We start from the raw sequence: 14,911 nt of genomic DNA on the forward strand, positions 1-14,911 counted from the left end.
CCGGCTCAGGCTCTCCTCAAACGGTTTCCAACCAGTTTGTCCAGAGATAACAGGCCTGGGCCACACATGGCCAATGCCATCAGAATCAGGCCCCAGATCACGTGATACAGTTCGGCTGCGGGCGCGATCATTTCAAGGCTGATAACTGCAACAATGTTGATGACCAAAAGCCCCAGCGAGGACACAAGCGAGAACAGGCCAATCACCAGAAGAACCGGAAAAACCAGTTCTCCGAACGTTGCGAGGAAAGCTGCGATCTCGGGGCTCAAAAGCGGAACGCTGTACTCTTCTTCAAACAGAAACAGTGTTGTTCCCCAGTCATCAATCTTTGTCAGGCCGGCTTTGAAGAAGACCCATGCCACGTAGAGACGTCCAAGAAGAAGTGCAACAGGTAGCATGCCGCCGACAACTCGCTGGACCGAATCGTTTAATCCGTAAAAACTGTACGCTAACGTTTTCATATCATTTTCCTCTCAATGAATGGTTCTGGCGCCGACGATGACCCTTTTTGAGATCATGTCTTGCAGCCAACCGGTAAAATTCGTTTCATCCAGAACACCTTCACCGAAGGCTTCGGCAATACTTGGCTGTTTTCTCAGCCGCTCCAGCAGCGCAATATCCTTTTCGGAGATGGCTTCCGCCATCCCTCGCCAACCCGATCGATAGACCAGGACGTTCTGGCCCCGGCCTTTGGCGATCATTCTTTTTGCCTGGGCAAAGCTGAGTGTGTCCTGCGGGGTGTGGCTTTTGTGTGCTTCCCATATGCTGACGATCGGATAAACGGACCTGAAAAACTCAAGCCCGCTATTGAGAATGAGCCGATAGGTCGAAAGATCTTCGCCAATCGCAGAAAAGCTCTGGAAGTCCACGTCTTGATACTGGCTGCGCTCGACCCGGCCCACGTAGTTGTCGAGTCGCGCCACATCGGAGAGATAAGGAACCCGGTCTGAAATCCGATGCGAGATGATCCAGCTCGGAAATCCCCAGCCGAAATCACTCCAATCGCCGCTCTGTTTCCGGATCACTCTGAAATAATCCAGGGCCAGTTCCTCGAAAGCAGACGGTCCTAGTAGTGCCTTTACCGTCGGATAGCTGTGCCCAAGGGCTCGAACCGCTTTCGCCTCTACTCCAAATCGATACACGTCTGAATTGGGCAGCCCCGGCTCGTTAATATCACCGAACAGGAACGCCAGAAACTGGCTCTGATAATCAGACAGGTTCATGGCTTCGCTCCCTGTTCAATACACGGCGTTGTGCTTTCCTGGCCTTGATGGCTTCACCCTGAAGCTCGCGCCATGATGGAAGGTTGTTGTCCCACTCAATCAACGTGGGCCGCGGGCCGATCTTTCGGAGCACACGCCCATACGCGTGCCACCCAGCCTCGGGTACCGGGCAGGCATGGTCATCGATCAGCAGTTCTTGCCGATCCACGGGCGTTGAGCCCGCAAGATGAATTTCCGCAATGGCGGAGTGATCCAGAGAGGCAACATAATCGTCAACAAAATCCGCCGGATCGCCTACTCGCGCATTACGGGCGTTCACCATCACGTTATTGATATCAAGGATTAAACCGCAGCCCGTGCGGGCAACGATTTCATTAAGAAAGGCGGCCTCGTCGAAGTCATTGTGGTCAAACTCGATGTACGCACAGACGTTCTCCACCGCGATCTGGCGGCCCAGCGCCTGTTGCATTCGGTCAATGTTGTTCGCCGCGTGCCTGAGACTGTCTTCGGTGTAGGGAATGGGCAGAAGATCACCACCATGAAAAAGCCGTCCACCGATTCTTGCCCAGGTAAAACACAGGTGGTCTGACACCAATATCGGGTCAACCCGGTCCACAAGACGTTTGAGTCGCTTGAGGTAATCGTCAGGAATCGCCTCAACGGAGCCCAGACCTGCCGAAGTACCATGAAGGCTGATTGGCGTACTTGCCGAAACATCCTTCAACACATCGACAGCGATTCCTGCCTCCGCGAAGAAATTCTCCGAGTGCACTTCAAGAAAATCTACCGAAGGGGCGTGCTCGAGAACGTCCTGATAATGGTCTGGTCGTAACCCTACCCCAACAGTGCTGCTCGCGAGTTCGGGCTTGGCTGGGACGTTGTCCTGACGATTACCCATGCCACTTAACCTTTGCTTTTCTCAGCAATGATTTGCAGGGCTGTTTCCTTGTCAAAGCCACCCAGATCTTCACAGGTGCCCTTCTCGACAATCTTGTACTCACCCGGGTCGTTGGCGACTTTGGACTGCCCTGCACAGGAGTGGGTACCGGCAAGGTTCGCACAATCGTTACCACCTACAGGCGAAATGCCGTAACACTTTTCTTTGCCACCTGCGTGAGCCAGGGGAGCAGACATGGCGCCGGCCAATGCCGCGGCCAGTGCCGCGCTGAAAAGAAGTTTCTGGTTCATATCGATCACCTTCACAGTTTGTTTCAGGGTCCTTGACTGAAAACGCCAAGGACCCCGGGACGTGCTCACATCATTGGCAGAGGATTACAGCTCGGCTGCTTCCACAGTCTTGATCTCGGGCCAGATGTCGTTGGCATTGGCGATGAAGCCAGGTACATCCGTGAGCCAACGCGTTTGCACGTCTTTGTTCAGGTTCAGGTAAAGCTTGTTATCGACAATCCGCCAGGCTTCAGGATCAACGTCGAACTTCTTCTCCATGGTTACGCCGAACGCACAGTAGCCACCGTACTGGGGCGCATAAGCACTGGGGTCGGCACGAAACAGATCACGATTCTCTGCGCTGGAGAAATGGTAGATCGCGTTCTTGTAGGTAGCGGTGTATTCGGCAGAACCTTTGGTAGCCTCTGAATCAGAGAAGTAGGCCACCGGGTCGTAACCGCTGATGGCAACATCATTGGCGTCGGCGTTCATGTCGATATCGGCAGCAAAAGCACCAGAGGCAGCGCTCAAGGCAGCAACAGCAACGAAGGCACGAAGTTTGTTGAAACGAGTCATTGGGTATCTCCTTTGAATGAATGATGACTACGTTTGAAACAATAAGGCTTCGAGCGGTACTGAATGCGTACGATCGTTCAAACTTCTATGCCAATTATCTGGAGTGCTTATGGACAGGCTTTCTTACATCCTCGACCAACTTAATGTGAACGCCGGCGTTTTCTTCCGGGGCCAACTCTGCGGGCTGGCGTCCTTTGAAGAAGAAGGAACCGGCTACATCCACGTGCTTCGATCCGGAGTGCTCGACATTATTGAAGCGAACCGGGAGAAGCTCACGCTGTCAGAACCGACCATGATTTTTTCGGTTCGCTCCCAACCGCATCAGCTCTTTGGTGCCAATCGTGAGGGCGCGGAGATGATTTGCGCTTCAATCAAGTTCCAGACAGGTTCACGGAACCCTGTCCTGGACGCCCTGCCCGACTCCGTGGTGCTGCCTCTATCTTCGGTTCAGGGGCTTGGGTCCTTCGTGGATGTGCTGTTCGCGGAGGCCGAAGCGGCGCAGGAAGGGCGAGATGCCGTCATGAATCGCCTGGTTGAGGTGATATTTGTCAATGTGCTTCGGCATGTCGTCTCGGATGGAGAAACGCCGAAAGGTTTGTTGTCGGCATTGGCGGATAGGCAACTAAGTAAGGTGCTAAGCTGCATCGACTCAAACCTGAATGGCGATCTCTCCGTGGACAGGCTGGCAGAGGTTGCAACCATGTCCCGATCAACCTTCATTCAGCATTTCAAGAACATCCTCGGATTGGCACCCGGCGAGTACGTCCAGAACACCCGGATAGCTGCTGCGAAGAGGCTGATTCTCAAAGACAAACCCATGTCCATCATCTGCTTTGAAGTGGGCTACGAGGATGCATCGGGATTTTCCAGGGCCTTCAAGAAAAACACCGGGATGACACCCAGGGAATGGAAAAAATTGAACACGACAGCAGCGGAGGCAGTAAGCGCCAGCGTTGCCGAAAAAGCGCACGTTGCCTAGATACTGAAAGCGCAACAAAAAAGGGGGCAGGGATTACGAATCCTTGCCCCCTTTTTTGTGACTGTTTGCTATTTCAAAACGACCTGACCACGAATGACTTTCTGGCCTGAGTAAGGGCTGCTTACGGCCTCACCGTGATCATCAACATCTGATTTTCGATCGGCAAGAGAGGCGCTTGCAGACGCCGAGATCAGGGCAATAGAAACAAGTAGCAGTGCTTTGGAAGTGACGTTTTTCATAATGAGTTTTCTCCAGTGGTTGATGTCTACGAGAGAAATACTAACCACTGGAGCTGCCCAACAAATGGACAGGCGTTCTAGTTACTGGGCCGATTGTACAGACCGGGCTCAATGACGGTCAGCGGCCCACAATCAAGCTCCCGGGCGGCCATTGCTTTTGCCCAGCACGCCTTTGCCACACGCTCGATAACACTCCGGATCCAGATGATTCCGGGATCCCGGTCATGGCGGGTGTGCCACGCCAGGTACAGACTCGTTGGCTCCACGTCAATCGGTAGGCTTGTGAGCGAAATACCAGCACAAAACTCACAGTCGCCGGTGATGACCTCCGGAATCGTGGCTACCAGATCCGAATTCCTGAGCAAATTCGGCACTGCGGAGAAATGGTTGACGGTAACTGCCACTCTCCGCTCCAGTCCTCGCCTGTGCAGAGTGTCGTCTACAACACCGTGAGCCTCTCCGGACATGGTTGCAAGAAGGTGCTGGGCTGAAAGAAAAGACTCGAGATCGACGGGCCGTCCGCTCAGCTCGTGCCCGCTCCTCATAGCAAGAACGTAGCCGGTATCGAAGAGCCATAGGCTTCTGAGGCTGTGATCATGCTGCTCGAAAAAACCGATCACAAAGTCCACGCTGGCCTCGCGCAGATGGTTTGCTGCGGTAGCCGGCGAGAAAGGAACCGCATGCAAGTCAATGCCCGGAGCCGCCTCTTGTAACTCGGAAACCAGCGGTTGCCAGACCATCTCAAGAATAAGGTCGGTGACAGCAACCCGGAACGTCCGACGCGACTCACTTGGCGTAAAGCGCGTGGAATTTACCGCGTTGGAGAGCTCGTACAAGGGATTGCGGATCTGGTCCCAGAGACTTTGGGCATAGGAGGTTGGCTCCACCTGCCGCCCCCGTTTTACGAAGAGCGGATCCTTCCAGGCCGTTCGCATTCTTGAGACCACATTTGAAACGGCGGGCTGGGTCATGCCGAGACGATCCGCCGCTCTGGTGATGGAACCTTCCGTCATAATCGCGCTGAATACGTGCAGTAGGTTGAGTTCCTGGTTTTTCATAATGCCTCGCTTGTCATTGGGAGACTGAGAAAACTGACGCCTATTGCACAGACGTTCGCAACACCAATCTGTTACGGAACAGATGTCTTAATTCACTCTGTCTTGTCCGGTGGCTCGCTGGACTATTCGGGGGATGAAACCTACCATCATGCATATACACTTCATTTATCGGATTGCCATAATGGTCGACCACGCATTGCAAGAAACAACGCCGCTGGATGTTGCCAGAACCTGCGCCGCCCTCTACTCCCGCGTTTTCTCACGCCTGGTAACCCGTCATTACAACCATCACCTGGCGGAAACAGGGCTTCGAATCACGCAGTTCTCCATACTCAACGCAATCAAGCTTTCTCCGCCCAACTCTATAAACGAACTTGCGGAACTCCTGGGGATGGAGAGAACTTCACTCCAGAGAACGGTCGAAAAGCTGATTGCCAAGGGGCTCCTCGAGTCCCGGCCGACGGGGCAAAAGCGTTCCCTGGGTCTCTCTCTGACGCAAGAGGGCGAGGACATCTACCAACAGGCCCTCGCAAGGTGGGAAGACGCGCACAATGAATTCACGGAGATGGTAGGGGCCGATGACTGGTCAGAGACTGTCGGCAAGTTAAGGCGCTATAGCGTCAAACTGCAGTCAACCCTCTGAAGCGCTCAGCCATCGTTGGCCATTGAGTCAATCAACGCTTCAACTTCTGACTGCGTGTATCGCGGGGTTATGTGCTGCGGACAGTTCCAGTCGAACGCTTCAACACGGATGATCACGCCCCTTTCAACCAGTGCTTTGTAATCGCTGTCGCTCAGTTGCTCCAGAATCCCCGGCTGTTCGGGGCCAACCAGAGTCATTCGTCCGAGCAGTTTGAGTCTCCTCCTGTTCGGATAATCCATCAGGAAAAGCGAGACGCGATCATTGGTGAGTACGTTGCCCGTGGTGATGTATTGGCGATTGCCAGAGTAATCGGCAAAGCCGATTGTCGACTGATCAATCACCTTCAGAAACCCTGCCGGCCCGCCCCGATGCTGGATGTAAGGCCAGCCGGTTTCGCCAACACTGGCGATGTAAAAACTGTCACGGGCCTCAATAAAACCGCGTTCGCGATCCCTCAGAAGGTTATTGCGGTCAGGCCCGGTCTCAATGGATGCATAACCGGAGCGACTGCCCATTTCCTCCTGAACCTGTTTTACGGTTCTGGTAAACGCTATTTCTGCAAATTTGTGCGCCATCTTGGGCTCCTGCGGATTCTGCTACGTTGGCGTTCCTATTCGCTATCAGTAACCCGACCGGCCCAGATGTTACGGCGCACCGCCATTATTTTTCGGCAGTCTGTGCCGAGTTAACCAGAGCAATGACTCGCGTAGCCACGCCCTGCTCTCCCTTCACCGGCGAATAGCTAGCCTCTAACCAGACTTCGTGTCCGTCAGCGTGGACAGCTGGAAAGCGTCCCTTTTTAACATTACCGGTAACCAACTCACGCCAGAACCGGATGTAGTCTTCGCTTTTCGCGTAGTCGCTGGTGCAAAGAACCCGATGGTGCTCACCGATCAAGGCCTCTGGCTGATAGCCGAGCAAGTCCAACAACCTGTGGTTCGCCCGCTCGATAATGCCATCCTGCGTTATAACGAGAACCGCCATGGCTTTCTCGACAGCCTGAAAATCCGATTCCAGCTCCTGAACGCGGCTTTTTGCAGCCTCAAGCTTTGCGAGCGCTTCCTGTAATTCCAGTTTCTTTCGGTTGTAAAAGGCCATTGAGGAAGGCTCCTGTCTCCAAGGTCTATTCATCGTCACAGGGGAGCAAAGTAATTGCTGTTGCAACCCACAACCTTACGTTGCCGCCCTCGGCCGGATCAGATCAAGAAGCACCACGCCCAGGAAACAGATCCCTGCGAGTGCACTGCACGTAAGCTTTAACTCGCACTTCTTATTCCTAAGACAACAAGGACATCTCTATGAATCGCAGCGCAAGACATGCCATTGCAGTACCGATTGCATTTGCGGCAGCTGGGCTACTAGGCGTAAAAGCGGTTAGCGCATCCCAAACACTCAGCGCAGAAGAAATTGCCCAAGCGGTCAGCGATCATTCATACCAGGGCAGCATGCTTGAGCCGAACTCAGGCTTTAACGAATACTATGCACCGGACGGGACCATTCATGGTGTGGACTACAAGGGCGAGTGGACAACCAGGCACGGCGAAATGTGTTTTGCCTATGGCCAGGAGCCCACGTGCTACGCGGTCAGCATCGATGGGCCGTCCATGGTTTTGCGCCAGGATGGCGTCATCAAGGGCAACGGCATGCTGATTCAGGGCAATACCGTTAAATAAAAGCCTCGACCCGGCGCTCCCTTGGTTTAACGGATCACTGGAGCGCCTTTTCCACCGCCTCCAGAAAGCCAATCATATCCACCACTTGTTCAGACTCCGGATCAACGGTTTTTCCTTTCAGATCGGCAGTAACGATGCCGCTGTCCACCGTGTCAGTTAATGCCGCTTTCAATTGAACGGCGTATTGGCTCAAAGGCTCGTTGCCTTCCCGCTCACCCAGGGTTTCCAGAGCGTTGCCCAGCGCAAAAATCAGGGCCGACGGGTTGAAATGAGCTACCTTACCGTCGCTCTCGAGATACTTCAGGTAAAGATCATGGGCGGTGCCATGGGGTGCCTCGAACAGCATGGTTCCGTCTTTGCTCTCGATGATTGAACTGGCCGTCGCCAGGCTTCCCCCGAGAGCGGCGGAAATGTCCGAGAAGATATCGCCGTCGAGGTTCTGGGAGGGATAAAGCGCATTTCTCGGTGGATCCGTGATCATCTTTTTAAGCTGGCTGGACGGCCGCATGATCATGAACGAGGGCGGCGGTGTATGCTCGCTGGCCAGTTCCCTGCGCACTTCGGTAATGACCTCGCTGTAGACTTCGTCGTACTCCATGTACTCGCGCTTGAGACCGAAATACACCTCTTTGTCCTTGCGCGAGGCATCCCGAAAGACCTGCAGAACCCAGTCTTTGATGGCTTCACGGTCATTGGACATAAGCAACATTGGGTCGCCTTTCCGAACCCGGCGGGCATGCTTCTCGTCACCGTCGACGATCACCTTGAGAATGCCATCCTCCTTGGCCGCCATGTTGAAGCTACCATACTGGTCGCCGCCACCAGCGCTCATCCGTGAGATGGACACATGGGCCCCTCGGCCCGGAATGCCAAATTCCTTGAGTTGGTTCACCAGCTTGAGCAGTTTGCGCCCGGTGGTGTTATCCGGCACACCCCAGAGCGCACGCTCCGGCGGATTGGAAACAATGCGGGCTGCCTGGGCATCAATCAGTTCGTAGTAGTAATTCAGCCCCAGGTCTTCAATCTGCTTCTTGTAGTCACTGTGATAGATGTCCTCGATCACCGAGCGCATGGCCCCATCGTAGCCGGGGATCACCGTATCCTTGAGGCCGAGGTATACGTCTCGTTTTTCTGCGATTGCACGCTGGAAAAAGCGATGCGCCCAGGCTTTCACATCCTCGATGTCATTCGTCGCAAGCAGCCACGGATCGCCTTTGCGAATCTCTCGCCGATGAAGCTCTACCGGGTCGCCGCTGCTGCCCACAAACATCAGCTTGACCACGCCGGTTGCCAGGGAAAGCTGGTTAAAGCTGTCCTTGATGCCGCCGAATTCCATGGTATCCACCTCAATGTCACGCCCGACCCACTGGGGGCGGCGGATGTTGAGGTTGCGGAACTGGATGTCCTCGCGGGTAATATTGCCACTGATGCCCTTGCGGATCGCACCATTGGGGGACTTGGTCGCCAGCGGGTGCAGATTTTCGCCATCCACATCCGGGTGTTTCCTGAGCAAGTCCTCCAACTGCTGGCGGTTTACCGTCATGCCGGCGTTCTTTACACCCACTCCGTGGCGTTGGAGCGAATCGATGGCATCAATAACCACCTGGCCATTGGTCAGCAGCCGGTTTTCCGCAGACAGATCGATTTCCTCAAGCTGAATATCAAGCCGTGAGTTCACAAACTTCTTGAGAATGTGTTCGAACGCAACCTGAGCCATCTCGTCGCCGTGAAGGATTACAAGGGGCGAGGTCACACTGATTCTACTGTCCATGAAAATCTCCCTGCTGTTTGTTGGCCTGGTCAGTCCTGCTGCGATGCCGACTGCTTGATCCCTAGCCGTTCATTGACGGCATCCCGGATCTCCCGGTAACGCTCGGGATTTTTCGCCAGGAAATCCAGATTGTCCTCGGGGAATATCTCTTTTTTCTTTTTGCCGGCTTCCTCACTGGTAAAAATAGACGGCAAAAGCTGTTCAAGGCAACGTAGCATGACTTCCGGCGATACCGACGCACCAGGCGATGCCCCCAGGAGCGTGCCGTAGGTCTTGTCTTTCGAGACGAGGATCTCTGTACCCATTTGCAGATCTCCGTCGCGGATGATCTGAACCCGCTGCCCGGCCTCAACCGCTTTCCAGTTGAACTTCTTGCTCATGCCCGGTGCGAAACTGTCCAGCTCCTCGAACATGCTCTTTTCACCCTTGAAGGTCTCTGAAACCAGGTATTTGACCAACGGGAAATGCTCAATGGCGACATTCAGCAAGCTCGGGATATCGTGGAGGCGCATGGAGCGGAGGTAGTCCAGGAACCCCCGGCCCCGCTCCAGCACCGGCTTAAAGGAGGCAAAAGGACCAAACAGAAGATAATACCTTCCATCCGAAACCCGGAGGTCCAGATGGGGAACGGACATCGGAGGTGCACCCACTTTCGCCTTTCCGTAAGTTTTCGCTCTGTACTGCTCGGCCTGCTCGGCGGTTATCTCGGCCTGCAGGAACCGTCCGCCGACGGGAAAACCGGTGAAGCGACGCGCGAAAGGCAAGTGGCTCTTTTTCAGTATCGGGAAGGCACCACCGCCGGCACCGACGAAAAGAACGTCGGCCTTGTAGCGGCGATCAACGCCCCTGCTCTGGGTTTCCACAAGCCAACTTCCGGCGGGGCTGCGATGCACTCGCTTGACGTGCGTCCCGTATTCAATTTTCACCCCAAGATCGTCAACAGCATGCTTGGCCATTTGCTCTGTGAGGGCGCCAAAGTTGACGTCCGTGCCCGTCTCGATAACGGTCGCCGCCATTTTCTCGTGTCTGGGCCGCTCCTCCATGGTGTATGGAATCCAGCTCTTGATCTCGTCGAAATCCTCGGAGTAACGCATCTGTTCGAAGAAATGGTGGGACGACATCTCATTGAACCGGAGCTTCAGTTCCTGAATAGACGGCTCGGAGACGATGGTGCAGTGCTTGGTCTGGTTGATAAACGATTTGGGGTCTTTGATGGCCCCTTTCTGGATCAGGTACGCCCAGAACTGCTTGGCCACATTGAACTGAGCGTGAATCTTCACCGCCTTTTCGACTGAAATAACCTCTTCGTCCACCGGTGTATAGTTCAGCTCACAATTCGCCTCATGCCCGGTTCCGGCGTTATTGAACACCCAGGAATTGCCTGCCCCGGGGCCATCCAGTCTCTCGAGAATGGTGATATCCAGTTCCGGTGCCAGTTCTTTCGCTAGAGTCGCGAAAGTTGTGCCCATGATCCCTGCGCCAATGATAATTACGTTCATTAAAACCTACCCGCGTGAGTCGAATGTCTGAACAAGGTTGGAAAAGTGTGTGTATTGACGGTAGCACGCTTCGGCAGACACGGAAAACGCGTGCCGAGCGTTCTTTAACAAAGGAAAATTCTGAACAGAAGGGTCTACCCCTGTTCCGCAGTTTACGTTAAGGTAAATATGAACTGGCGGGAATCACACCAGATTTCGCCAGGCTGTCTACAATGACATTAACTACACTCCCACAAGGAGTGTTTGTTCCTCAGGCCACTACCCCAGGAAGAGGATTATGACAACAACAAAGTCCAAAGTTGTGTATTCCCCAGTGTTTACCGACGGTGCGGAATTCCGGATTCCCACCTTCAAGCTCCTGAAACAGACCGGCAAGCTCTACAAGAGCGCCAAAGCTCCTGATCTCGACAAAGACAAGGCCCTCCGTATATACCGGGCCATGGTCACTACCCGAATTCTTGACGAGCGAATGCTTGCTGCCCAACGGCAGGGCCGCTTGAGCTTTTACATGCAGTGCACCGGCGAAGAAGCTGCCGTGATCGGCAGTGCGGCAGCACTGGACGATGGCGACATGATCATGGCGCAGTACCGGGAGCAAGGTGCCCTGGCCTATCGCGGCTTTACCATTGATGAATTCATGAACCAGTTGTTCGGCAACGAGATGGATTATGGCAAAGGCCGCCAGATGCCGGTCCACTATGGCTCGAAGAAGCTGAACTACATGACCATTTCCTCGCCGCTGGCCACCCAGATTCCCCAGGCCGCAGGCTATGCCTATGGTCAGAAACTCAGGGGCGAAGGTCTCTGCACCATTACCTATTTTGGTGAAGGCGCTGCCTCGGAAGGCGACTTTCACGCTGCCCTGAACATGGCTGCAGTTCATCGGGTTCCGGTGATTTTCCTGTGCCGCAACAACGGGTACGCCATTTCTACGCCGGCCGCCGAGCAGTTTGCTGCCGACGGTGTTGCACCGCGGGCCTATGGCTACAAGATGGACGTGATCCGCGTGGATGGAAACGACATTCTTGCCATGTACCAGGCCACTCAGGAAGCCCGCAAACTGGCCGTGGAACACAACCGTCCGGTATTGATCGAAGCCATGAGCTATCGCCTGGCCGCCCACTCCTCCTCGGACGACCCCTCCGGCTATCGCAGCAAGGATGAAGAAGCAGTCTGGCGCGAGAAGGATCCTATCCTGCGTATGCGCCTCTGGCTGGAAAGCAAGAAATGGTGGAGTGAGGACGATGAAAAGCAGCTGCAGGAAAACATGCGCCGCGAAGTACTGGAAACAATGAAACGTGCCCAGAAGCGTCCACCACCGCCGCTCGAATCCCTGGTAAGCGACGTCTACGACGAAGTGCCACCTGCCCTGGCTGAGCAGTTCGAAAAATTGAAAGCGCACATCGGCCGTCACCCGGACGAATACCCGAAGAGTGCCGAACACGCCAAGGGAGGAGCCTGAGATGTCGAAGATGAATATGCTCCAGGCCATCAACAATGCCCTCGACACCGCCATGGCGGAGGACGAGCGGGTTCTGTGTTTCGGTGAGGATGTGGGCGTTTTTGGCGGCGTATTCCGTGCCACCAGTAACCTGCAACAGAAATACGGCAAAGCCCGCTGCTTTAACACGCCTCTGGTAGAGCAAGGCATCATCGGGTTTGCCAACGGCCTGGCCGCACAGGGTTCGGTGCCGGTGGCCGAGATCCAGTTTGCCGACTACATTTTTCCGGCCTTCGATCAGATCGTGAACGAATCCGCCAAGTTCCGCTATCGCTCAGGGAACCTGTTCAACGTGGGCGGCCTGACCATTCGCGCGCCCTACGGCGGCGGCATTGCCGGCGGCCTTTACCACTCCCAGTCACCGGAGGCCTACTTTGCCCATACCCCGGGCCTGAAGATCGTGGTACCGCGCAACCCGCATCAGGCCAAGGGGCTGCTGCTTGCCGCTATCCACGATCCCAACCCGACCCTGTTCTTCGAGCCCAAGCGCCTGTACCGCGCCTCGGTGGGTGAAGTGCCGGATGAAGACTATCGACTGCCTCTGGGCGAAGCCGAAGTCACCAAGGAAGGCACGGACGTGACGGTTCTGGGCTGGGGCGCCCAGATGGAAGTGATTGATCAGGCCGTGGAACGGGCCGAGAAAGATGGCATTTCGTGCGAAGTCATCGACCTCAGGACGATTCTGCCCTGGGATGTGGAAACCGTGGCCAATTCCGTGTTCAAGACCGGACGGCTGGTTGTCACCCACGAAGCTCCCCTGACCGGCGGATTCGCCGGTGAAATCGCCGCCACGATCCAGGAGCGCTGCTTCCTGTATCTGGAGTCTCCGATCGCTCGGGTAACCGGGATGGACACCCCCTTCCCGCTGGTGCTGGAAAAAGAGCACCTGCCCAACCACCTGAAGGTCTATGAGGCCATCAGGGCGAGCGTTGAATTCTAGGCTGATATCAGGACAGGAGAGCGACTATGAGTGATTTTATACTGCCCGATATCGGCGAAGGTATCGTGGAATGTGAACTGGTCAAATGGCTGGTCAGCGAAGGCGATGTGATTGAAGAAGATCAACCGGTCGCCGAGGTAATGACCGACAAGGCCCTGGTGGAGATTCCTGCACCCTACAAGGGCCGCGTGACACGCCTCTACTACAAGGAAGGCGACATCGCCAAAGTCCATGCCCCGCTTTTCGAGCTGGTGGATGAAAGCGAAAGCAGTGGCCAGGCGCCGGCGGCCGGTTCTCCGGAACCTGCCGAAGCAAAGCCGGCCCCCGAGCCGGAAAAACAGCCCGCCTCCGGCGCCGAGTCGGACGATAACGCCACCGAAGACTTTATCCTGCCGGATATCGGCGAAGGCATCGTCGAGTGCGAAGTGGTGGAATGGCGCGTTGCTGAAGGTGATGAGATCGAAGAAGACCAGCCTGTTGTGGACGTAATGACCGACAAGGCCATGGTCGAGATTACCGCCCCTAAAGCCGGGCGCGTGACCAAGCTTTACCACCAGCAGCAGGCCATGGCCAAGGTTCATGCCCCGCTGTTTGCGTTCATTCCCCGGGATCGTGAAGAGCCGGAGGAAGCTAGAACCAAACCGGAGCCCGCGGCTCAACTCTCAACCGCGACAGCCTCGCCTGTCGCTACGGCCAGCCGACAGCGTATTCCGGCCAGCCCTGCCGTTCGCCGCCTGGTTCGGGAGCATGAACTTAACCTCGTGGATATCCAGGGATCCGGCAAAGATGGCCGTGTGCTGAAAGCCGATGTATTGGCTCATATCGAGGAAGGCCCGAAACAGGCCCATGTCCAGGCCCAGAACCAGGCTCCCGCCGACGATGCGCAAACGGCCACCACCAGCAGTGCCCGCAGGGCGCCTGCCGCCGAACAGGAAGCACGAGTCGAACCCATCCGCGGAATAAAAGCCGCGATGGCGAAAAGCATGGTCAAATCGGCCACCACCATTCCTCACTTTATCTACAGCGAGGATATTGATGTCACCGATTTGCTCAAGCTGCGGGAACAACTGAAACCGGAGGCAGAAGCGCGGGGCTCAAGACTGACGCTCATGCCCTTCTTCATGAAGGCCATGGCTTTGGCGGTTCAGGAATTCCCGGTTCTGAACAGCCAGCTCAACGATGACGTCACGGAGATTCACTACCTGCCCCAGTGCAATATCGGTATGGCGGTGGATGGCAAAGCCGGCCTGACGGTGCCGAACATCAAAGGCGTTGAAAGCCTCTCGTTGTTGGGCATTGCCGACGAGGTTGCGCGCCTGACCGAAGCAGCCCGATCTGGCCGCGTCAGCCAGGAAGACCTAAAGGGCGGCACCATTACGATCTCCAACATTGGCGCATTGGGCGGAACTTACACCGCTCCCATTATCAACGCGCCGGAAGTGGCCATCGTTGCCCTTGGGCGCACCCAGAAACTGCCCCGGTTTGACGCCAACGGCCAGGTGGTGGAGCGCGCCATCATGACCGTGAGCTGGGCCGGCGACCATCGCATTATCGACGGCGGTACCATCGCCCGGTTCTGCAACCGCTGGAAGGGCTACCTCGAATCGCCCCAAACCATGCTCCTGCATATGGGCTGACGTTT

The 14,911-nt window shown here is 55.5% G+C and carries 17 protein-coding genes; 6 read left to right on the top strand and 11 right to left on the bottom strand.

Annotated features, from left to right (window positions below; all coding sequences use genetic code 11):
• Positions 1-5: 5 nt before the first annotated feature.
• The 5 genes from EDB94_RS12800 to EDB94_RS12820 all read right to left on the bottom strand — a co-directional run bounded on the left by EDB94_RS12800 (position 6) and on the right by EDB94_RS12820 (position 2,966).
• On the bottom strand, positions 6-461 hold the full coding sequence (locus EDB94_RS12800; RefSeq protein ID WP_108018959.1) for a DoxX family protein: 456 nt from the start codon (positions 459-461) through the stop codon (positions 6-8).
• Positions 462-473: 12 nt separating this feature from the next.
• A complete protein-coding gene (locus EDB94_RS12805; protein ID WP_108018958.1) occupies positions 474-1,223 on the bottom strand; it encodes a DNA-binding domain-containing protein in 750 nt (249 codons plus the stop codon).
• The gene (locus tag EDB94_RS12810; protein WP_108018957.1) at positions 1,210-2,121 is read right to left on the bottom strand and encodes a DUF692 family multinuclear iron-containing protein; all 912 of its coding nucleotides are present in this window, start codon (positions 2,119-2,121) and stop codon (positions 1,210-1,212) included. Before EDB94_RS12810 ends, EDB94_RS12805 begins: the two co-directional genes overlap by 14 nt.
• A 5-nt stretch (positions 2,122-2,126) precedes the next feature.
• A complete protein-coding gene (locus EDB94_RS12815; protein ID WP_108018956.1) occupies positions 2,127-2,411 on the bottom strand; it encodes a DUF2282 domain-containing protein in 285 nt (94 codons plus the stop codon).
• An 84-nt stretch (positions 2,412-2,495) separates the two neighbouring features.
• Complete coding sequence (locus tag EDB94_RS12820) at positions 2,496-2,966, bottom strand: YHS domain-containing (seleno)protein (RefSeq protein ID WP_062784365.1); 471 nt, start codon at positions 2,964-2,966, stop codon at positions 2,496-2,498.
• A gap of 109 nt (positions 2,967-3,075) precedes the next feature.
• On the opposite strand from EDB94_RS12820, the gene EDB94_RS12825 reads away from it, so the two are divergent.
• Positions 3,076-3,945 (top strand): AraC family transcriptional regulator, encoded by an 870-nt coding sequence (locus EDB94_RS12825; protein WP_062784367.1) that lies wholly within the window; start codon positions 3,076-3,078, stop codon positions 3,943-3,945.
• Positions 3,946-4,013: 68 nt separating this feature from the next.
• Here the strand turns inward: EDB94_RS12825 and EDB94_RS20715 are convergent, their stop codons facing one another.
• Together EDB94_RS20715 and EDB94_RS12830 are read right to left on the bottom strand one after the other, a co-directional pair.
• Positions 4,014-4,184, bottom strand: coding sequence for a hypothetical protein (locus EDB94_RS20715; RefSeq protein ID WP_014577024.1), 171 nt, complete (start codon positions 4,182-4,184; stop codon positions 4,014-4,016).
• Between the two features lie 77 nt (positions 4,185-4,261).
• Positions 4,262-5,242 (bottom strand): LysR family transcriptional regulator, encoded by a 981-nt coding sequence (locus EDB94_RS12830; protein WP_108018955.1) that lies wholly within the window; start codon positions 5,240-5,242, stop codon positions 4,262-4,264.
• A 148-nt stretch (positions 5,243-5,390) separates the two neighbouring features.
• Here EDB94_RS12830 and EDB94_RS12835 point away from each other — a divergent pair, with 148 nt between their 5' ends.
• Complete coding sequence (locus tag EDB94_RS12835; RefSeq protein WP_260312587.1) at positions 5,391-5,885, top strand: MarR family winged helix-turn-helix transcriptional regulator; 495 nt, start codon at positions 5,391-5,393, stop codon at positions 5,883-5,885.
• Between the two features lie 5 nt (positions 5,886-5,890).
• Here the strand turns inward: EDB94_RS12835 and EDB94_RS12840 are convergent, their stop codons facing one another.
• Entirely contained in the window at positions 5,891-6,460 is a 570-nt protein-coding gene (locus tag EDB94_RS12840; protein ID WP_108018954.1) for a pyridoxamine 5'-phosphate oxidase family protein, read from the bottom strand.
• A gap of 85 nt (positions 6,461-6,545) precedes the next feature.
• The gene (locus EDB94_RS12845) at positions 6,546-6,983 is read right to left on the bottom strand and encodes a PAS domain-containing protein (protein ID WP_108018953.1); all 438 of its coding nucleotides are present in this window, start codon (positions 6,981-6,983) and stop codon (positions 6,546-6,548) included.
• Between the two features lie 200 nt (positions 6,984-7,183).
• Between EDB94_RS12845 and EDB94_RS12850 the strand changes: the two genes are divergently transcribed.
• Positions 7,184-7,558, top strand: coding sequence for a hypothetical protein (locus EDB94_RS12850; RefSeq protein ID WP_108018952.1), 375 nt, complete (start codon positions 7,184-7,186; stop codon positions 7,556-7,558).
• 34 nt (positions 7,559-7,592) lie between these two features.
• Here the strand turns inward: EDB94_RS12850 and EDB94_RS12855 are convergent, their stop codons facing one another.
• Both EDB94_RS12855 and EDB94_RS12860 read right to left on the bottom strand, forming a co-directional pair.
• A complete protein-coding gene (locus EDB94_RS12855) occupies positions 7,593-9,329 on the bottom strand; it encodes an isocitrate/isopropylmalate family dehydrogenase (protein WP_108018951.1) in 1,737 nt (578 codons plus the stop codon).
• A 29-nt stretch (positions 9,330-9,358) separates the two neighbouring features.
• Entirely contained in the window at positions 9,359-10,828 is a 1,470-nt protein-coding gene (locus tag EDB94_RS12860) for a malate:quinone oxidoreductase (RefSeq protein ID WP_104271007.1), read from the bottom strand.
• 277 nt (positions 10,829-11,105) lie between these two features.
• Here EDB94_RS12860 and EDB94_RS12865 point away from each other — a divergent pair, with 277 nt between their 5' ends.
• The 3 genes from EDB94_RS12865 to EDB94_RS12875 are packed head-to-tail and all read left to right on the top strand — an operon-like array spanning position 11,106 to position 14,906.
• Positions 11,106-12,290: a thiamine pyrophosphate-dependent dehydrogenase E1 component subunit alpha gene (locus tag EDB94_RS12865; RefSeq protein ID WP_108018950.1), complete on the top strand. Its 1,185-nt coding sequence runs from the start codon at positions 11,106-11,108 to the stop codon at positions 12,288-12,290.
• 1 nt (position 12,291) lies between these two features.
• Positions 12,292-13,269, top strand: coding sequence for an alpha-ketoacid dehydrogenase subunit beta (locus EDB94_RS12870; RefSeq protein ID WP_108018949.1), 978 nt, complete (start codon positions 12,292-12,294; stop codon positions 13,267-13,269).
• Positions 13,270-13,295: 26 nt separating this feature from the next.
• Positions 13,296-14,906 (top strand): dihydrolipoyllysine-residue acetyltransferase, encoded by a 1,611-nt coding sequence (locus tag EDB94_RS12875; protein ID WP_108018948.1) that lies wholly within the window; start codon positions 13,296-13,298, stop codon positions 14,904-14,906.
• Positions 14,907-14,911 lie beyond the last annotated feature (5 nt).

The sequence above is a fragment of the Marinobacter sp. 3-2 genome (assembly GCF_003751355.1).
Taxonomy (GTDB): Bacteria; Pseudomonadota; Gammaproteobacteria; order Pseudomonadales; family Oleiphilaceae; genus Marinobacter; species Marinobacter adhaerens.